Source organism: Anaerococcus hydrogenalis DSM 7454 (genome assembly GCF_000173355.1).
Classification (GTDB): domain Bacteria; phylum Bacillota; class Clostridia; order Tissierellales; family Peptoniphilaceae; genus Anaerococcus; species Anaerococcus hydrogenalis.
The window spans coordinates 12,302-31,912 of the sequence record NZ_ABXA01000047.1 but is presented as its reverse complement, the minus strand read 5'-3'; the positions used below and the strand labels follow the sequence as shown (position 1 = coordinate 31,912).

At 30.4% G+C, this 19,611-nt stretch carries 16 protein-coding genes; 12 read left to right on the top strand and 4 right to left on the bottom strand.

Annotated elements, in window-relative coordinates:
- Window positions 1-7 precede the first annotated feature (7 nt).
- From yidD to rpmH, 3 genes are read right to left on the bottom strand one after another with little or no spacing between them, the layout of a single operon-like run.
- Window positions 8-220 carry a membrane protein insertion efficiency factor YidD gene (gene yidD / locus ANHYDRO_RS08545; RefSeq protein WP_004815749.1) on the bottom strand — a complete coding sequence of 71 codons (213 nt, stop codon included), beginning with the start codon at window positions 218-220 and terminating at the stop codon, window positions 8-10.
- Entirely contained in the window at window positions 210-560 is a 351-nt protein-coding gene (gene rnpA, locus ANHYDRO_RS08540; protein WP_004815747.1) for a ribonuclease P protein component, read from the bottom strand. The genes yidD and rnpA overlap by 11 nt, the downstream gene beginning before the upstream one ends.
- Window positions 561-611: 51 nt before the next feature.
- On the bottom strand, window positions 612-746 hold the full coding sequence (gene rpmH, locus ANHYDRO_RS08535) for a 50S ribosomal protein L34 (RefSeq protein WP_004815746.1): 135 nt from the start codon (window positions 744-746) through the stop codon (window positions 612-614).
- A gap of 763 nt (window positions 747-1,509) precedes the next feature.
- On the opposite strand from rpmH, the gene dnaA reads away from it, so the two are divergent.
- The 9 genes from dnaA to ANHYDRO_RS08490 all read left to right on the top strand — a co-directional run bounded on the left by dnaA (window position 1,510) and on the right by ANHYDRO_RS08490 (window position 11,306).
- Window positions 1,510-2,886 (top strand): chromosomal replication initiator protein DnaA, encoded by a 1,377-nt coding sequence (gene dnaA, locus ANHYDRO_RS08530; RefSeq protein ID WP_039914521.1) that lies wholly within the window; start codon window positions 1,510-1,512, stop codon window positions 2,884-2,886.
- Between the two features lie 232 nt (window positions 2,887-3,118).
- Window positions 3,119-4,231, top strand: a complete 1,113-nt coding sequence (gene dnaN / locus ANHYDRO_RS08525; protein WP_039914514.1) for a DNA polymerase III subunit beta — start codon at window positions 3,119-3,121, stop codon at window positions 4,229-4,231.
- 8 nt (window positions 4,232-4,239) lie between these two features.
- Window positions 4,240-4,449, top strand: coding sequence for an RNA-binding S4 domain-containing protein (locus ANHYDRO_RS08520; RefSeq protein WP_004815739.1), 210 nt, complete (start codon window positions 4,240-4,242; stop codon window positions 4,447-4,449).
- Window positions 4,449-5,522, top strand: coding sequence for a DNA replication/repair protein RecF (gene recF / locus ANHYDRO_RS08515; RefSeq protein WP_004815737.1), 1,074 nt, complete (start codon window positions 4,449-4,451; stop codon window positions 5,520-5,522). Before ANHYDRO_RS08520 ends, recF begins: the two co-directional genes overlap by 1 nt.
- A gap of 14 nt (window positions 5,523-5,536) precedes the next feature.
- Window positions 5,537-7,441: a DNA topoisomerase (ATP-hydrolyzing) subunit B gene (gene gyrB, locus ANHYDRO_RS08510; protein ID WP_004815734.1), complete on the top strand. Its 1,905-nt coding sequence runs from the start codon at window positions 5,537-5,539 to the stop codon at window positions 7,439-7,441.
- An 8-nt stretch (window positions 7,442-7,449) separates the two neighbouring features.
- Window positions 7,450-9,891, top strand: a complete 2,442-nt coding sequence (gene gyrA / locus ANHYDRO_RS08505; protein WP_004815733.1) for a DNA gyrase subunit A — start codon at window positions 7,450-7,452, stop codon at window positions 9,889-9,891.
- Between the two features lies 1 nt (window position 9,892).
- A complete protein-coding gene (locus ANHYDRO_RS08500; protein ID WP_039914510.1) occupies window positions 9,893-10,201 on the top strand; it encodes an STAS domain-containing protein in 309 nt (102 codons plus the stop codon).
- Window positions 10,201-10,533 (top strand): ATP-binding protein, encoded by a 333-nt coding sequence (locus tag ANHYDRO_RS08495; RefSeq protein ID WP_004815729.1) that lies wholly within the window; start codon window positions 10,201-10,203, stop codon window positions 10,531-10,533. Before ANHYDRO_RS08500 ends, ANHYDRO_RS08495 begins: the two co-directional genes overlap by 1 nt.
- A 2-nt stretch (window positions 10,534-10,535) precedes the next feature.
- A complete protein-coding gene (locus ANHYDRO_RS08490) occupies window positions 10,536-11,306 on the top strand; it encodes a SigB/SigF/SigG family RNA polymerase sigma factor (protein WP_004815726.1) in 771 nt (256 codons plus the stop codon).
- A gap of 544 nt (window positions 11,307-11,850) precedes the next feature.
- Here ANHYDRO_RS08490 and ANHYDRO_RS08485 read toward each other — a convergent pair.
- Window positions 11,851-12,828, bottom strand: a complete 978-nt coding sequence (locus ANHYDRO_RS08485) for a hypothetical protein (protein ID WP_004815723.1) — start codon at window positions 12,826-12,828, stop codon at window positions 11,851-11,853.
- 365 nt (window positions 12,829-13,193) lie between these two features.
- Here ANHYDRO_RS08485 and ANHYDRO_RS08480 point away from each other — a divergent pair, with 365 nt between their 5' ends.
- From ANHYDRO_RS08480 to ANHYDRO_RS08470, 3 genes are all read left to right on the top strand, one after another.
- Window positions 13,194-15,320, top strand: a complete 2,127-nt coding sequence (locus tag ANHYDRO_RS08480) for an ABC transporter substrate-binding protein (RefSeq protein WP_004815720.1) — start codon at window positions 13,194-13,196, stop codon at window positions 15,318-15,320.
- Window positions 15,321-16,700: 1,380 nt separating this feature from the next.
- A complete protein-coding gene (locus tag ANHYDRO_RS08475; protein ID WP_039914508.1) occupies window positions 16,701-17,663 on the top strand; it encodes an ABC transporter permease in 963 nt (320 codons plus the stop codon).
- A 1-nt stretch (window position 17,664) separates the two neighbouring features.
- Window positions 17,665-19,611, top strand: coding sequence for an ABC transporter permease subunit (locus ANHYDRO_RS08470; protein ID WP_004815713.1), 1,947 nt, complete (start codon window positions 17,665-17,667; stop codon window positions 19,609-19,611).

Below are 19,611 nucleotides of genomic sequence, written 5' to 3'. Positions count from 1 at the left end.
TCAATTGTTAGGCCGGATCATATCCTCCTTTAGAAAAAGGATTGCACCTTAAAATTCTCCAACTAGCCTTAAAAAAGGCCTTAAAAAAATTATACTTTTTAAAACAGTCAATAGCATATTGGCTACAGGTAGGATAATATTTACATTTTCCAGAGCCTAAGAGTGGAGAAATAAACAATTGATAAAATCTAATAATTATTAGAAAAAGTTTATTTAACATATCTAATTTTCTTGTCCTTAAAGGCTTTACTAAGTACATGGCCTAAAGAAGATTTAAGTTTTTGGTAAGTAAAATCTGTAGTGTGTTTTTTTGGAATAATAATTATATCAACATTATTGATGTTCCTATAATTATCATAAACTATTGCCCTAAGTCTTCTTTTAAGTTTGTTTCTTTGGTTGGCCTTGCCTATTTTTTTAGAAATAGAAAAACCAAACCTTGGCCTATTAACACCGTTGTTTTTAATAAAAACGGTAAAATCTCTATTGTAGTAGTGCTTAGATTTTTTATAAACCCTTTCAAAGTCTACATTCTTTCTTAAACTAAATTGTTTTTCCATAAGAATAAAACCTAACCTTATCTACAATATAAAAAAGCCGCAGCTTTTTTATTATGCAGATAATTTCTTTCTTCCCTTTTGTCTTCTGGATTTTAAAACTCTTCTTCCAGCGGGAGTTGACATTCTTTTTCTAAAGCCATGGTCTTTTTTTCTTTTTCTTCTATTTGGTTGATAAGTTCTCTTCATGTTATCACCTCCTATTATTTTACGCTGTCTTTTATTATATTTAAATAATGGTAGAAAGTCAAGGTTTTATATATAAATTTATTAAAAATTTTTTTAATTTTTTTAAGCTTTGATATAGGCTCAAGAAAAAATATCTAAGTATTTCCGATTTTAAATTTTTAAGAATTATTTAATAAGAATGCATAGTAGTTTTTCTAAAATATACAAATATTCATTAATTCTAAATTTTTATGTAAGTGTGGATAAGTATTTTTATGTATATTTTATGCACAAGCCACTTGGATAAGTTTTTATATGTATATTTTTTAAATTTTTTGTAAGTATTTTTTGAAAATTTCCTTAAAATACAGATTTACCAAGTTAAATATAAGATATTTTTTATAAATTATCAACTTATCCACAAAATCCACATGGTTTTAATATTGCTAAATTTAAAAATTTTTACCTTATCCCAAAATTATCAACAATCTGTGGATAACTTTACAAGATGGCTATATTAGTGTATAATCTCTTGTGTAAAAGATGAAGATAAGTCGAATTTTTAATAAATTTTTGCTTATTGATGTGGATAATTTTTTTGATTACTGATATCTTCTTGTAAATTTAGAAAAATCTCCTGTATTTTTCAGTATTTAACCTATCCACATTAGACTTATCCACAACTTATCCAAAATTTGGGGATAAGTTTAAAAATATATTTAACATTTACTGATTTACTGATTTATTTTGTGTGGATAATATTTTATGAAAGAGAGCCAAAATGATGAATCTAGAATACATAACAAATGAATTAAAAGAAAAAATGAAAATGAATGTTCCAGATCTTCAACAGTATGAAACTTGGATTGGTATTTTAAAACCTTTAAATAAGTATGATAATACTATTTATTTAGAAATTCCAAAAAATGATACCAAGTTTATATTCGACCAAATTTGGGTTCCTCAATTGCAAGCTATTTTAAATGATATTAATAAGAGAGAAAGTACAAGCTATAAGGTTGAAATAGTTGCAAAAGATGGACCAAATTACGAAGATATTTTAACTCTTGGTAGAAATGTTGATGATAATGGTCAACTAAGACTTAATAATGTAAACAGGTATCCCAAACCACTTCTTGAAAAAAATAATATTTTTGAAAATTTTGTCCAAGGTAAATCCAACCAACTAGCCCTTGCAGCTAGCCAATCTGTTGCTGAGAATATGGCAAACTATAAGGTATCAAGAGTTTATAATCCTCTTTTTATTTATGGGTCTAGTGGACTTGGTAAAACTCACTTGATGCAAGCTATAGCCCATGAAATTCTTAAAAAAAGAGACGACTGCTATGTCATGTATCTTTCTAGTGAAAAATTTACTAATGAAATGATTTCTGCCGTTAGGAATAATACCAATGAAGAGTTTAGGAAAAAATATAGGTCTGTGGATATGCTTTTGATTGATGATATTCAATTTATTGCAAATAAAACAGGTACCCAGGAAGAATTTTTCCATACTTTCGAGGATTTATATAATCAGGGAAAACAAATAGTAATTTCTTCTGATAGGCCTCCAAAGGAAATTAAACACTTGGAAGAAAGACTTGTTTCTAGGTTTGGTTGGGGAATTATAGTTGATATTTCAAAGCCTGATTTTGAAACAAGAGTTGCAATTTTACAAAAAAAACAAGATGAGCTGGGAGCTGTTGTTGATTATAAGATTTTAGAATATATAGCAGAAAATATTGAAACAAATATAAGAGATTTAGAAGGAGCTCTTGCAACTTCTATTGCCTGTGCAAAATCAAATAATAGGTCTTATGTAAGCCTTGAAGATGCAAGACTTGGGGTTAGTTCAAGAGTCCACAAGGATAAAAAACAAATAAGTACAGAAGATATACAAAAAAAAGTTTCTGATAGGTATCATGTAAAATTGACAGACCTTAGGGGTAAATCTAGGAAAAAAGAAATAGTTATGCCAAGGCAAATTGCCATGTATCTTTGCAGGCACCTACTTTCTATATCTCTAGTAAGCCTTGCAAATGAATTTAATAGGGACCATACAACAATTATGCATGGTCATGATAAAATTGAAGCTATGATAGAAGAAGACCAAGATTTTAGGCAAGAAATCGAGGAATTAATAAAAGAAATAAAATCTTAGTTATCCACAAAATGTGTATAAGTTTGAGGATAAGCCTGTTTATAAGATTAACATTTAAAAATCTTTATTTTATCTTGTGGATTGTGTGGAAAAGTGGATGACTTATAAAAAATTATCCACAAGATATTATTTGATTTTTTCGTTCAAAAATAAATGCTAATAAGACTTATCCACATATACTCGTCCCCTATTACTAATACTACTAAGTTTATATAATATGTTAGGAGCCAACATGAAAATAGAAATTCAACAAAAAGACTTATCAAATAAAATCTCCATAGCCCTCAAAGCTGTGTCAAGAAAAACCAATATACAAATTCATGAATTAATATACTTTGAAGCCAAAAATGACAGCCTTACTCTAACATCATCTGATGGAGAAATATCTATTCTTACAAAAGTAGCTTGTAATGTAATAGAAGAAGGAGAAATGGCAATAAATGCCAATATCATTTCTAATATAGTAAGAAAATTACCAGATGAGCTAATAAAAATAGAAGTAGTTGATTCAAAAATAAAAATAAAATGTAACGGATCTAAATTTAATATCTTAGCCTTTGATTATTATGAAAAGAAAGACTTGAAGGTTCCAAATGTTGATTATTTGGAAATTCAAAATGATAAATTAAAAAGGTCTATCTCACAAACAGAATTTGCAACAAGTTTAGATGAAACAAAACTTGCCCTTACAGGAATCTTGTTTGAATTAATGGATGGATACTTAAACTTTGTTGCCCTTGATGGCTACAGGGTAGCCCTTAAAAAATTAAAATTATCTTATCCTTCATCAATGGATAAATCTAGGCTAATAATTCCTAGAAAATCTATATCAGAGTGGACTAGGATAATTGATGATGAAAAAATTACAAAAATTTATAAGGATGACAAGGATATAATTTTTGAATCTGGAGATACTACCATGTATTGCAAGGTAATAGATAAAAATTACATTGACTATACAAATATAATTTCAGATATTTCTACAACAAGCCTTGTAGTTGATAGGCAAGAGCTTATTAATTCCTTGGAAAGAGCTCAATTATTAAATAATACTCAAAGGGCAAATCTTATAAAAATAAATATAGAAGACGATAAGTGTCTAATAGAATCAAATTCTGAAATTGGAGATTTAAAAGAGATAATCCAAATTCAAAAAGAGGGTGAGGATGTAAAAATAGCCTTCAATGCTAGGTATTTGATAGAAGGTGTCAAGGCTTGTGATACAAAGTCTATAAAAATGAACTTAAAATCTTCCTTAAACCCTTGCCTAATTTATCCGAATGAGTCAAAATACGAGGACGAAGAATTTACCTATCTTGCCCTACCAGTTAGACTTGCAGAATAGGAGTTTTTATGGAAAAATTAGAATTTAAATCAGATATGATTCTTGCCAAGGACCTCTTAAAGGCGACAGACATAGCCCAAAGCGGAGGAGAAGCCAAACATCTTATAAAAGAATATGGAATTTTGGTAAATGGAGAAGAATATTTTCAAGCAGGAAAAAAACTTTATAAGGGCGATTTGGTAGAATTTAACAATCAATTTGAAATAAGACTTGTATAATGTGGATTCAAAGTTTAAGGCTAAGTAAATTTAGGAATTATCTTTCCCAAAATATAGAATTTAATGAAAATATAAATATTTTTTTGGGAGATAATGCCCAAGGAAAAACAAATTTACTTGAAAGTATATATTATTTGGCAAATGCAAAAAGTTTTAAGTCTTTTAGGGACAAGGACCTTATCATGTTTAATGAAAAGGAAATGGCCCTTGATGGTCTTATTAGAAAAAATGAATCCTTTAAAAATGTAAAAATAAGGGTCAATGAAAATAAGAAGGAAATTTTTGTAAATGATATAAAATACGACAAAAATAAGGATTTAAAATCCCTTTTCAAGCTTGTTTTATTTACCCCAGAAGACTTAACTATAATAAAAGATGGGCCAAATTTTAGAAGAAACTTAATTGATGATATAATAATTAGTGTTAACTTTAGTTATAAGGCTTTGAAAAAAGATTTTGACAAAGTCCTTAGCCAAAGAAATAAAGTACTAAAAAATCAAAGGTCAAAATATTTTAAGGAAGAACTTATGGCCTTTGACCAGCAAATTATTAGGCTAAATTATAAAATTTATAGGTATAGGGAAAAATATATTTCCCTTATAAATAACTATGCCAAGAAAAATCACTCAAATCTTACAGAAAATAAGGAAGACTTGTCTATAATATATAGGCCAGATATTGTGGCTAAAGATATAGAAGAATATAGGGAAAAATTTTCAAAAAATAAATCCTACGACCTAAAATATTATAGGACTACAGCAGGTATTCAAAGAGATGAAATTGATATAATAATAAATGGAAAAGATAGCAAAAAATTTGGGTCACAAGGCCAGCAAAGGTCTGCAATTTTAAATATTAAACTTGCCAATGTAAATTTAATAGAAAATACTAGCCAAGATAAGGCCATAATTTTATTTGACGATGTTTTTTCAGAACTTGATGAAAAAAGATCTAATTTTTTGTTGGAAAATTTAGGAAGGTTTCAAACCATAATTACTGCCACAAATACAAAAAGTTTGGATAGGGTAGATAAGTCCAAAATTAGAAAAATAAAAGATGGCCACATTAAATAATAGAAAGGAATCTTATGGATAATACACAATATAATGCTTCGAACATTAGGGTCCTAAAGGGACTTGAACCAGTAAGACTTAGACCTGGAATGTATATAGGATCAACAAGCGAAAGGGGACTTCACCATTTAGTTTATGAGGTTGTAGATAACTCAGTAGATGAGGCTCTTGCAGGTCGTTGTGACTACATAAAAATAAGTATAGATGAAAATAATATAGTAACAGTAGAAGATGATGGATCAGGAATTCCTATTGAAAAACATCCCCAAACTGGAAAATCAACCTTGGAAACAGTCCTTACAGTTTTACACGCTGGAGGAAAATTTGATGATAAGGCCTACAAGGTATCAGGAGGTCTTCACGGAGTAGGAGTTTCTGTTGTAAATGCCCTAAGTGAATATTTGATAGCAGAAGTTAAAAGAGAAGGTCATATCTATAGGATGACTTTTGAAAGGGGAAAATCCACAAGTGATCTTGAAATAATTGGAGATACAAAAGAAACAGGAACAAAAATTAGTTTTAAGGCAGATCCTGAAATTTTTGATGTAACAGTTTATAACAAAAATACCCTAGAAAATAGGTTTAGGGAAATGGCCTTTTTAAATAAGGGTGTAAGACTTATTTTTGAAGATAAAAGAGATGAATCTGAAGTTGAATTTAAATACGATGGTGGAATAAAAGAATTTGTAAAATATTTAAATAGAAACAAAACTCCAATCTTTAAAGAAATTCCGTACTTTGAAGGAAGGCAAGAATCTACAGAAGTTGAAATTTCTTTCCAATATACAGACGGATATAGCGAAAATATCCTAACCTTTGCAAATAATATTTACACAGTAGAAGGTGGAACCCACCTATCAGGATTTAGGTCAGCTTTGACAAGAAGTGTAAATGATTATGCAAGAAAATATAATCTTTTAAAGGAAAATGAAGATAACCTCCAAGGTGATGATGCCAGAGAGGGAATTACTGCAATTATTTCAGTAAAAATTTCAAATCCTCAATTTGAGGGGCAAACCAAGGGAAAACTTGGTAACAGTGAAGTAAGGGGAGCAGTAGATGCCTTTTTCTCAGAACATATGGGAAGCTTCTTAGAAGAAAATCCAAAAATTGCAAAGACCATTATCCAAAAGGCCCTTGCATCAAGAAGGGCAAGGGAGGCTGCAAGAAAGGCAAGAGATTTAACAAGAAAAAGATCAATTCTCGATTCAACAACCCTTCCTGGAAAACTAGCTGACTGCCAATCCCAAGATATAGGAGAAAATGAAATTTTTATAGTCGAGGGTAATTCAGCTGGTGGATCTGCAAAAGGTGGACGTGATAATAGGATTCAAGCAATTCTTCCCCTAAGAGGAAAAATAATGAATGTAGAAAAGGCAAATCTTGATAGGATTTTAAATTATGAAGAAATAAAATCAATGATTACAGCCTTTGGTACAGGAATTGGCCAAGAATTTGACCTAAGTAAACTTCGTTATGGAAAAATTATTATCATGACAGATGCCGATGTAGACGGAGCTCACATTAGAACCTTACTTTTAACATTTTTCTATAGGTATATGAAACCACTTGTGGATGAAGGCCATATTTATATAGCCCAACCACCACTTTATAAGGTTTCTAGTGGAAAAAAAGAAAGATATTGTTATACAGATAAGGAATTAGAAGAAATTGTAAAAGAATGGAAAACAGATAATTACAAAATTTCTAGATACAAGGGTCTTGGAGAAATGAACGCAGAACAATTGTGGGAAACAACCATGGATCCAGAAAATAGGGTCTTACTTCAAGTATATGAAAAAGAAGATTCACAAATGTCAACCGACGCAACATTTTCAATGCTAATGGGTGAGAAGGTAGAACCTAGAAGAGAATTTATTGAAGAAAATGCCCAATATGTTGAAAATTTAGATGTCTAGGAGGATAAATGACAGAAGAAAATTATCAAAACATCATAGAGGTAGAACTTGAAGAGCAAATGAGAAGTGCCTACTTGGAATACTCCATGTCAGTAATTGTTTCAAGAGCCCTACCAGATGTACGTGATGGATTAAAACCAGTTCATAGAAGAATTTTATACGGAATGGAAGGCCTTGGACTTGATCCAAATAAGCCTACCAGAAAATCAGCCAGAGTTGTCGGTGAGGTTATGGGTAAATTCCACCCTCATGGAGACTCTGCAATCTACGATGCCCTTGTAAGACTTGCCCAAGATTTTTCAACTAGATATCCTTTGGCAAACGGCCAAGGAAACTTTGGATCAATCGACGGTGATGACGCAGCTGCTATGCGTTATACAGAAGTTAAGATGAGTAAGATTGCCAAAGAAATGCTTAGAGATATCAACAAAGATACAGTTGACTTTATGCCAAACTTTGACGAGGAAGAAAAAGAACCAACAGTTCTTCCATCAAGATTTCCAAATCTTTTGGTAAATGGATCAAATGGTATAGCAGTAGGAATGGCAACAAATATGGCTCCCCATAATTTGGGAGATTCAATTGATGCTTGTATTGCTTACATGAATAATCCTGAAATTTCTGTAAAAGAACTAGCAGATATTATAAAGGGACCAGATTTTCCAACTGGAGCACAAATTCTAGGAAAAGCTGGAATCAAAAAAGCCTACAAAACTGGACGTGGAAAATTAAAACTTCGTGCAGTAGCAAGAATTGAACCTTTCAAAAAAAATAGGGAAAGAATAATTGTTACAGAAATACCTTACCAAGTAAATAAGGCAAATTTAATCAAAAAAATTGCTGAATATGTTAAAGATAAAAAACTTGAAGGAATTTCTGATATTAGGGATGAGTCCGATAGAAAGGGAATGAGAATTGTAATAGAGGTAAAAAGGGATTCAAATGCCAATATAGTCCTAAATAATCTCTACAAGCAAACTCAACTTGAAACAACCTTCGGAATTATAAACCTTGCCCTTGTTGATGGGGTTCCAAAAATTCTTGACTTAAAAGAATTAATAAAATACTATGTAAAACATCAAAAAGATGTAGTAAGAAGAAGGACAAAATTTGACCTTGATAAGGCACAAAAAAGAAAACACATAGTTGAAGGTTTGATTATTGCTATTGATAATATTGATGAAATTATCAAAATAATCAGATCATCTTATGATAACGACCAAATCAAAAAAATATTTAATGAAAAATTTGGCTTAACAGATCCACAATCTCAAGCTATTTTAGATATGCAACTAAAGAGACTATCAGGTCTTGAAATTGAAAAACTACAAGCTGAAGATAAGGAATTAGCTGAAAAAATTGAATATTTCACATCAATTTTAAATGATGAAGAAAAATTAATTAGCGTTATCGAAGAAGAAATTTTAGAAATAAAAGAAAAATATGCTGATGATAGAAGGACAAAAATTGTACCAGATGAGGGAGAATTTGATATTGAAGAATTAATCGAAAAAGAAGATGTATTAATCTCCCTAACTCATGATGGCTATATAAAAAGACTTCCAATAAACACCTACAAGGTACAAAATAGGGGCGGTAAGGGAATTTCTGCTGGAAATACAAAAGAAAATGACTTTATCCAAAAAATTCTTACAACAAATACCCACGAATCCCTACTTTGTTTCACAAACCTTGGAAGAGTTTATTCATTAAAATGCTATGAAATTCCAGAAGCAAGCAGGCAATCAAGGGGACAAGCTATAATCAATTTGATTTCTCTTTCAAGTGATGAAAAAATCACAGATATTATGGAATTATCAAACCTTAATGAAAAAAGCCAACTAGTATTTCAAACAGAAAATGGAAAAATCAAAAAAACTGATGCAGAATTATTTACAAATATCCAAAGAAATGGAATTATAGCAATCTCACTTGAAGATGGGGACAGACTTGTTTCAATTAGGCAAATAGATAAGCCTTGTGATATAATTGTAACAACCAAAAAGGGAATGGCAATTAAATTTGCCTCATCAGACATCAGGTCTATGGGAAGAAATGCCCGAGGAGTAAGGGCAATTAGACTTGGAGAAGATGACAAGGTTGTTTCAATGAATATTGTTGAGGATGAAGTTTATTTGGTAGTTGTAACTGCAAATGGTTTTGGTAAAAAAACATCCTTCAATAATTTCAATAACCAAAATAGGGGAGGAAAGGGAGTAAGGTGCCACAAGATTACAGAAAAAACAAAAGATGTGGTAGCTACCCTTCCTGCTAATTTGGATGATGATATAATGATGGTTTCTCTAAAGGGAGATATGATTAGAATATCAACAAGAGACATATCAACTACAGGTAGAAATACCCTAGGTGTTAAATTAAAAAATCTTGAAAATACTGAAGATTATATCGTTTCTGTAACCAAGTATTATGAAGAAACTAGTGAGGAATAAGATGTTTAAGGCAAATATAGAAGAAAAAAATGATCACTTATTGGTAAAACTGATTGGCGATTTAGATGTTTATTCAAAAGAAGATTTTGCTAAATTTTGCGATAAGTCACTAAAAGATAAAAATGAAAATTTATTAGTAGATCTTGAAAAACTTGATTATATAGATTCAACAGGACTTGGTATGTTTATAAATATATACAAGGACCAAAAAGAAAAAGGTAAGACTATAAAAATAATAAATGCTAAAGAAAATATCAAAAAATTATTCAAAATAACAGATATAAGTGATTTATTTGAAATGGAGGAATAATGGATACCATAAGTTTAACAATTCCACCAAAGACACTTTATTTAAAATCAATGAGACTTTTGGCAGCAAGCCTTGCAAGCGATATGGGTTTTGATATAGAAGAAGTTGAAGATATTAGAGTAGTCGTTTCAGAAGCAATAAATTATAAAATGAGCGATCAGGATATAAAAATAAATTTCTATATCAAAGAAAATCTAATGAAAGTAGAAGTAATAGGAAAAGATAGGGAAATTGAAGAGGAAAATCTAAAAATCAAACAAATTATCCTTGAGCAATTAGCAGATAGGGTAGAAGTTGTTGAAGATAAGATTATACTTACAAAAGAGAAATAATTATGGCAAAAACAAAAGCTTCTCTTGAAAGAAAAAAAGAGATCAAAGAAAAATTTGAACAATTTTATAAAACAAGGGACAAGGACCTAAGAAATGAGCTAATAGAAGATCATATGTATATAGTCGATATCCTTTCTAACAAATACGTTGGAAAGGGAATAGAAAAAGATGACCTTTATCAAGTGGCATCTCTTGGCCTTATCTATGCCATCGATAGGTATGATCCATCAAAAGGATACGAATTTTCATCCTTTGCTACCCCAACAATAATGGGAGAGCTCAAAAGATACTTCAGAGATAAGGGCTGGGTAATAAGGGTTCCAAGAAGAATTCAAAATCTCTACAAAAAAATAAATGTAGCCAAAAAAATTCTTCCCCAAGAACTCCAAAGAACCCCGACAATAAAAGATATTGCAGCCTATCTTGGAGAAGATGAAGAAACAATTCTAGAAACAATGGAAGCAAGCAAGGTCTATACTCCTCAAAGTTTGGATATGAAATACCAAGTTCAAAAGGGGGAAAACTCTGTGGACTTATCCGACATGATTGGAGAAGATGACAAAAATTTTGATTCCATAGAATTAAAAGATTTAATAGAAAAATCTACAGAAAGACTAAATGATTTGGAAAAACAAATCCTAGAATTAAGATACTACGAGGGCAGAACCCAAGTAGACATAGCCCAAAAACTATCCATCTCCCAAATGACAGTATCAAGAATAGAGAAAAAAATCCTACAAAAATTCACCATAGAAATGAAAAAAATGCAATAAATCACCTAATAAATAGGTGGTTTTTTTTGTGGGAAAAAAATATTAAAATTATTATTAATACAAGAAATAAAATGAATATTACTCCAAAATCAACAAAGAGATTTCTCGACAAGCTCGAAATGGGTTTTGTCTTTATAGTGATTCATTTCTTAGAATTTATTTAATATTAAAAATGAATTAAGAAATTTATCAATTAGCTATAAATGAAGACTTTTATATTTTTCTTCTAATTAATTTTATTTAAATCTTTATTTTTATTAAATTTATGCTTAATTTTTAAAACGAAATAAAAAAACAATAAACTTGCTACTTTAGCGTAAAAGTAAATACCCAAAATAATCCATCTCGAGCAGATAATTATGCCTTGATTTGGCATAATTGTCCCTAAAAATTAGTGTGAAAGCACGGAAAAGTTTTCGAAGAAACTGTTTTTAGTTGTCGAGAGATTTCTTTAATTTTTTTTATATTGAAATTAACTCCGTCCTATTAGAGAAATTAAGATAGTTTATTCCACAAAAAAAATCCCCATAATGGGGAAAATTTTCTAATTTTCATTTCCTGGGTACATTGATGATGAACCTGGATACATTTTTGCTATTTCATTTATTACAAGTCCTATATCGCCAAATCCTTCATCTTCTAATTTCTTTTGAGCTCTTAGGTAGGCTAGGTCTATGTCGTTATTTGTAATTTTTTCAACGGATTTTTTAGAAAATTTATATTGGTCTACCAATTCTTTTCTAAAGGCATCATAATCTTTTTTGTTTTCAGAGAATTTGTCCACTGGTCTATTTCCTTGATCTAAGCTTGTTTTAGCTTGTGAATTGTCCTTTTCTTCTTTTGTATCTTCTTTTTCAGAATTTTCTTTTCCTTCATATCCGTTTGGATATTTTTTCTTTAATTTTTGGCTAGCTTTTTCAATATTTTCATCATAAGTTGCATATTTGTTTTCGTCATAAACTTCATTAAAGATTTTTCTAAGCTCACCGTTTGGAACTTGGGATGCGTCAAAGCCGTTTTGTCCTATATAAACTCTGGCATTTGCGTAATGGTCAAGTCCTTCATCTGTTGAATAAACCCAATTATTTACCACATCTTCTATACTAGAATCTGGATAAAATCTACTGGTATTTGGATTTTCTTTGGCAATTTGGTTAAACATTAGGGTTAGTTTGTTCCAAAAACCTGTTTTTTTGCTAAGTTGATCTGCATCTTTTTGATAAGATTTAATTTCCTTATCGCTTAACTTATCAGTAAAGGCTTGGTCAAATCCACCCAAATCTACCATAGCTTTTTTAATATCCTTGATAGATAAAGTCTTTGAAGGTGATTCGATTTTTTCATTTGATTTTGATAAATTATTAGATTTGTTGTCCTTACTTTCACCTATTATCAAATTATTTTGAGTATTAGATTGGCTTTTAAGTTCGTTGCTATTTGATTTATCATTGTTTTTGCTTTTCAATGAACATGAGGTCAAAACAAGAGATAAACAAAGAGCAAGTGCTATTTTCTTTTTCATAAAACCTCCATATTTTTGTTATTACTTATATTTTACCCGTTTAAGGGGATTTTTAATAGATTTTTTTATTTTTTAATAATTTAAAACAAAATTTTCATAATTTATAACTTTATCCTATTAATATACAAAGAAGAAAAAGGTTATCATTTCAAGTGATAGCTTAAAAAATTATAGATTTTTTTAATTTATTTAGACAATAAATCTGCTAATTTTTGTATAAATATAAATAAGTAAAAAATATTTTTTTCAAAAAAATTGAAATTTTATTGAAATCATCAAGAATAAATAAGGTTTGACAAAAATATAAATATAAATTATAATGAATCCATATAAATCAAAAAATAAAAAGAAAAGAGGAGAGAAGGATGAATGTAAAAAAAGTTTTCTCACAAGCTTTTGCTCTTGGATTGGCTTTGACACTTACAGCTTGTGGCGGTAGTGGCGACAAAGACAATAACGGATCAAATGCCGGAGCAGACAATAAGGCTAGTAACGAACAAGCTAATGAAGAATTTAAAAAACAAACAGATGATAACACACTAGTAGTGGGTGTTGATTCACTTGGGGGAGAATTCATCCAAGGTTTTAATAACAGTGCTAATGATGTAAGAGCTAGAGAATTTATGGGAATTCAAGGTTCTGTTGGATATGCTACTTATGTAAAAGACAGAAGCGGAAAATATGTAATGAATAAAACCGTTCTTGATGGAGATCCTAAGTCAAAAGAAAATGAAGATGGATCAAAAACTTTTACTTTTAAAATTAAAAAAGATTTAAAATGGTCTGACGGTAAGCCTGTAACAGCTGATGATTATTTATTTACAGCTCTTTTACACTCACCACAAGATTATGCTCTAATAACAGGATCTACTGAAATTGGTGGAGATTCTCTAAAAGGCTACAATGACTTTAGGGAAGGAAAAACTGATGAATTTGCTGGACTTAAGAAAATTGATGACCAAACTTTTGAAATTACAGTTTCAAATGATTTCTTACCATACTTTGAAGAGGAATCTCTAAAAGCAATGAATCCTAGACCAATTCATTATATAGCTCCAAACTTAACAGTTGATGGATCTAAGTTTGCCCTTAAAGATGGCTACAAATTATCAGATGATGACAAAAAGGCCTTTGTTGCATCACTTGATAAGCAAATTGAAACAGAAAAATCTTCTTATGATGAAGCTGTAAAAGAAGCAGGCGAAGAAGATCCAGATGCTAAAAAAGAACACGAAGAAAAACTTAAAACTCTTGAAGATAAGAAAAAATCTGCAGAAAGCGGAAAAGATATAGACCCAACAGAAATGCTTGTAGAACAAGCTATGCTTTTTGATGCAAATGAATACAGAAAAGCACCAAAGGTTACTTGTGGACCTTATAAATTTGTTTCATTCAAAAACAATATGGTTAAAATGGAACTTAACGACAAATATGCTGGAGATTTTGAAGGACACAAAGCTACAATTAAAAATGTAATTATCCAAGCAATAAACCCAGAAATATCTGTAGACCTTGTTCAAAATGGGGATATAGATGTATTTGAAGGTGAAATGAATGGGTCAAGAATTTCTCAAATGAGAAAGGCAGCAAAAGAAAAGAAATTACAATATGTAGCTTATGACAGAAATGGTTATGGATGTTTGAAATTCTTAAATGACAGGGGAGCTACCCAATACAAAGAAGTTAAACAAGCTATAGCTTTCTTAATGAACAGGGATGATTTCGTACAAAACTTTGCAGGTGGATATGCAGTAGTAACAAACGGAATGTATGGTTCAAGCCAATGGATGTATAAGGAAAGAGGAGCTGACATAGAAGGAAAACTTACAAAGTATACCTTAAACGTAGAAGAAGCAAACAAGAGATTAGACCAATCTCCATACAAATTTGAAAAAGATGGAAAAACTCCTTGGGATGCAAAAAAAGCTGCTGACCAATATAAGAGCAATGCAGACAAATTTGATTATTACAGATACGATGAAAATGGTAAAAAATTACAAGTTAACCAATTTGGTTCAAAAGATTCAGAAATAACAACCCTTCTTTCAAACCAATTACCAGACAATGCTAAACAAGCAGGACTTGAATACAATGTTCAAGCAGGTGATTTTAACACACTTCTAAATTACATGATGAATCCTAAAGAAGGAGATAAGGCTGAATATACAGCATTTAACATGGGACTTGAATTTGGATCACCATTTGATCCTTTCTACCAATACAACAGCAAAGGAAACGACAATACTACAAAAACAAATGACCCACAAGCTGACAAAATAACAGAAGAATTAAGAAGAATAAAACCAGGTGAAAATAAAGCTTACCTAGATAAATGGGAAGAATTCCAAAAATGGTACAATGATTACCTACCAGAAATCCCACTTTATTCAAACCAAATTCACTCATCAGCATCAACAAGAGTAAAAGGATTTGAAGGCTTAACACCAGAATGGGCAACATCTTGCCAAATCAACCAAATGAGTCTTAAATAATTAAAAGAAGAGAAGTCACAAAAAGTGGCTTCTTTTTTATTGGAAAATTTTACCAAGCTTATTTGTGAAAGCAAAACTAATTACAATATGGACATAAAAAGAGATTTCTCGACAACTAAAACCAGTTTTCTTCGAAAACTTTTCCGTGCTTTCCCACTAATTTTTAGGGATAATTATGCCAAATCAAGGCATAATTATCTGCTTAAGATGGGAGTTGTTTTATTTGCTTTTATACTAAAGTAGTAAGTTTAGTTCCAATATAAAGAAAATAAATAGATCTCTCGACTTAGCTCTAGATGGGTGTAGTTTTTATTTACTTTTAGACTAAAGTAAGAAGTTTGTTATTTTTTAAAGATTTACATTTGAAATATATATTTAATAAGAATAAAAGTGAAGATTTAAATAAAATAATTAGAAAAATAAATATAAACTTACTATTTATAGGATGTTTAGCAATATATTAATTTATTTTGATATTAAATAAATCCGAAGGAATAAATCGAGTATAAAGAATTAACCCATTTCGAGCCTGCCGAGAAATCTCTTTATTAGCTTTAGAGTGAAATTTACTTTCTTCCTTGAATTAATAAATTCAATTTTCACTATCATCCTATTCCATTAGATCTCTCGACTAGGCTCGAGATGGGTGTAGTCTGTATTTACTTTTAGGCTAAAGTAGTAAGTTTATTGTTTTTTTATTATATTTTAAAAATTAAGCTTAAATTTAATAAAAGTGAAGATTTAAATAAAATTATTAGAATAAATAAAATATAAAAATATCAATTCTAGTTAATTTAAAAACTTCTTAATTCATTTTTAATATTAAATAAATCCGAAGAAATAAATCAAATATAAAGACAAACCCATTTCGAGCCTGTCGAGAAATCTCTTTATTAGCTTTAGGTGGAATTTACTTTATTCCTTGAATTAATAATAAATTATTCTTTTGCTTTTTTTTTATAACATGGTTTTCTTTATTTTTCATTTTTTATAAATTCCCCCTTTTTATTTTTATTTATTTTCAAAATTCACCTTTATATATGAAAAACATTAGAGTATTAATGCACTATAGGAATAATTTTTAATTAATATTCATTAATGTAATTTTATGCTCATAAATAATGAATCTTTAAAAATATATATCAATCTTTATAAATTTATGATAAATTTCACATTGACAAATCACTCATCTTATATTATTATTAGGACTATGATATTATAAGTTTACTCTATACTGAGATTTTTATATTTATTTATAAATTTTTATAGTTAATGTTTTCCTCTGTATAAATTTTTGTGAAAATAATTATTTATCTTTATCAAATTAAAGTTAAGAATAAGTAAATGGGTAAATTTAAAAACATTAAGGAAGGGATGAAGATGTTAAAATACATAATAAAGAGAATCATAAATTTGATTCCAGTAGCTATAATCATATCTATCTTGGTTTTTGTGCTTTCTAAATCCATGCCTGGTGATCCTATCTTGGCTATGATGCCAAAGGATGGAAGAATGACCAAGGCCCAACAAGAACAAATGTATAAAAATCTTGAAAAACGTTATGGTTATGATAAATCGTTGCCAGAACAATATTTTATGTGGATGGGAAGAAGTTTGAAGGGAGATTATGGTGAATCTACCCAAGTTAAAAGACCTGTTAAGGAATATCTTTCTGAACCACTTAAAAATACAATTTTACTTAATATTGGTTCAACCCTTGTTTCTTTTGTGCTTTCGGTTCTTATAGGAATAAGGTCAGCCGTTCACAAGGGAGGAGTTTTTGATAAATTCTTCCAGGTCTTTACCTTGGTTGGTATTTCCTTGCCTACATTTTTTATAGGTTTATTTTTGATATTCTTATTTGCCTTTAGGCTAGGATGGTTGCCAGCAAATGGTATGCCTAGAAATAATACTTTTGGTGAGTGGATAAGATATTTAATTTTACCTACTTTAACTTTAACTTTTGGATCTATGGCATCTATTTCTAGATATGTTAGAAATTCTATGCTAGATTCACTTAATGAAGATTATATTAGAACTGCGAGAGCAAAGGGGCTTAAGGAAAAGACTGTAATTTATTCTCACGCTTTTAGAAATGCCCTTATACCAGTTGTAACTGCTATGACTTGGGCAATTCTTTCTATGTTTTCAGGTTCTGCTATAACTGAAACTATTTTTGCTTACAGGGGAATTGGAAATATTCTTATTAAATCAGTTTTGGCTCAAGATTATAATGTTATCCTTGCACTAACAATGTTTTATGCAATTTTAACCCTTCTTGGAAACTTGATTATGGATATTGCCTATGCCCTTGTTGATCCTAGAGTAAAATTGGAGGCTTAGTATGAAAGATGAATTAAAAAAATCATTTAAATCTTTTGGAAAATTAGTTCTTTCCTTGTTTACTTTTGGTACAAATGCAAATGATGAGAGTGAAGAGGATAAGATTAAGGATAGGGCTCAAGATCTTCTTGATGAGCAAAGTGGAGAAAATTTAGAAGACCTTAGATTAAATGAAAATGAGTCTTTAAAGGAAGATGCCATTACTTCTCCTGGAAAAATGGCTGTTAAAAATTATTTTAGAAACCCTCTTGGACTTATTGGACTTGTCCTACTTCTTGGAATTATCCTTGTTGTTTTTATTGGGTCAGCAATAATTCCTTTTAATCCTTACCAAGCTGAGGGAAATCTTATTAATGTTTCCCCAGGTTCAGGCTATATGAAATACCCATCTCAAATGGAAAAAGAAGGGGTTGAGAAGATTTCTGTAGGAAATACTTTTGGTGTAGGTCTTACTAAGGAGAAAAATTACTATTTTTGGGGAAAAAATAACGAAGATGATGTTATGAAAATCCCTGATGATATTAAAGAAGAACTTGATGGCAAAAAAATAAAAGATGTTGCTGCAGGGGATAGGCATATTATTGTAGCTACAGAAGATAATGAGCTTTATGGTTGGGGAAATGATTCTTTCCAACAAGCTGAACTTCCACCAATGCAAGAAAGTAAAATTAAAGAAGAAGGTATTAAAAAACTTGGCGGTGGAGTTCAATATTCTGTCGTTTTGACTGAAAAAAATAATATTTATGTTTGGGGTTCAACAATGAACTCAAGACTTGACCTTATCCCAAAAGAAGTTCAAGGAAAAGTTGTAGATTTTGATACAAGTGGTTCAAATATTCTTGCTGTTTTAAAAGATGGGTCTACAAAACTTCTTGGTGTAAGGGGAGCTGAGGTTGATGTAGGAGCTCCTGATGAGATTAAAAATAATAAGGTTAAAATTACAAAGGTTGCCTTAACATCAAATTCTGCAGCAGCTCTTGATGAGACTGGCAAACTTTATGTATGGGGACCTTCTAGGGATAATTTATCTGGAAAAAATGTTCCTAAATTTGAGGGAAAAGTTAAGGACATAGTTGGTGGTACAAACCACTTCACAGCCCTTGATGAAAACGGCAAACTTTATTCTTGGGGAAATAATAATTACGGTGAGGCAACTTGTCCTAGTGGAAAATATGAACAAATATTTTCAGGATATTTTAATAACTATGCCGTAAGTAAAGATAATAAAATTGATACTTGGGGACTAAAAGGATTTAGGTTCGGATCAGATGACCAAGGACGTGATATTTTTACAAGACTCATTCACGGTGGAAAGATGACTATTGTAATTTCTTTTGTATCAGTTCTAATCCAAGTTGTTCTTGGTGTAATTATTGGTATGGTTTCAGGTTATGCTGGAGGACGTGTTGATAATGTTCTTATGAGAATTACTGAAATTGTTCAATCATTCCCATTTTATCCATTAATTATCACACTTTCTGCCCTCCTTCCTGTAAATACTAGTCAAAATACAAGACTTATGATGATCATGGTTTTACTTGGAGTTATTGGATGGACAGGAATAGCAAGGCTTGTTCGTGGACAAATTTTGGCTGAAAGAGAAAGAGATTATGTAATAGCAGCAAGGGCTTTGGGTGTTACAAATTCATCAATTCTTGTAAGGCATATACTTCCAAATATTCTTTCAATAATTATAGTAAATGCTACCCTTGGTTTTGCTGGAAACCTCCTTACAGAAGCAGGACTTTCTTTCTTAGGTTTTGGTGTCCAAGAACCTATGCCATCTTGGGGAAATATGATGACAAGTGCCCAATCATCAGATGTAATTAATATTTACTGGTGGAGATGGGTAATACCAGCACTTGCAGTATTTTTGGCAGCATTTTCAGTAAACTTAATTGGAGATGCCCTAAGAGATGCAATAGATCCAAGATCAAATGAGAGATAG

Coding starts and splice junctions, on each gene's coding strand:
- yidD (WP_004815749.1), bottom strand. CDS start 220: ATGTTAAATAAACTTTTTCTAATAATTATTAGATTTTATCAATTGTTT.
- rnpA (WP_004815747.1), bottom strand. CDS start 560: ATGGAAAAACAATTTAGTTTAAGAAAGAATGTAGACTTTGAAAGGGTT.
- rpmH (WP_004815746.1), bottom strand. CDS start 746: ATGAAGAGAACTTATCAACCAAATAGAAGAAAAAGAAAAAAAGACCAT.
- dnaA (WP_039914521.1), top strand. CDS start 1,510: ATGAATCTAGAATACATAACAAATGAATTAAAAGAAAAAATGAAAATG.
- dnaN (WP_039914514.1), top strand. CDS start 3,119: ATGAAAATAGAAATTCAACAAAAAGACTTATCAAATAAAATCTCCATA.
- ANHYDRO_RS08520 (WP_004815739.1), top strand. CDS start 4,240: ATGGAAAAATTAGAATTTAAATCAGATATGATTCTTGCCAAGGACCTC.
- recF (WP_004815737.1), top strand. CDS start 4,449: ATGTGGATTCAAAGTTTAAGGCTAAGTAAATTTAGGAATTATCTTTCC.
- gyrB (WP_004815734.1), top strand. CDS start 5,537: ATGGATAATACACAATATAATGCTTCGAACATTAGGGTCCTAAAGGGA.
- gyrA (WP_004815733.1), top strand. CDS start 7,450: ATGACAGAAGAAAATTATCAAAACATCATAGAGGTAGAACTTGAAGAG.
- ANHYDRO_RS08500 (WP_039914510.1), top strand. CDS start 9,893: ATGTTTAAGGCAAATATAGAAGAAAAAAATGATCACTTATTGGTAAAA.
- ANHYDRO_RS08495 (WP_004815729.1), top strand. CDS start 10,201: ATGGATACCATAAGTTTAACAATTCCACCAAAGACACTTTATTTAAAA.
- ANHYDRO_RS08490 (WP_004815726.1), top strand. CDS start 10,536: ATGGCAAAAACAAAAGCTTCTCTTGAAAGAAAAAAAGAGATCAAAGAA.
- ANHYDRO_RS08485 (WP_004815723.1), bottom strand. CDS start 12,828: ATGAAAAAGAAAATAGCACTTGCTCTTTGTTTATCTCTTGTTTTGACC.
- ANHYDRO_RS08480 (WP_004815720.1), top strand. CDS start 13,194: ATGAATGTAAAAAAAGTTTTCTCACAAGCTTTTGCTCTTGGATTGGCT.
- ANHYDRO_RS08475 (WP_039914508.1), top strand. CDS start 16,701: ATGTTAAAATACATAATAAAGAGAATCATAAATTTGATTCCAGTAGCT.
- ANHYDRO_RS08470 (WP_004815713.1), top strand. CDS start 17,665: ATGAAAGATGAATTAAAAAAATCATTTAAATCTTTTGGAAAATTAGTT.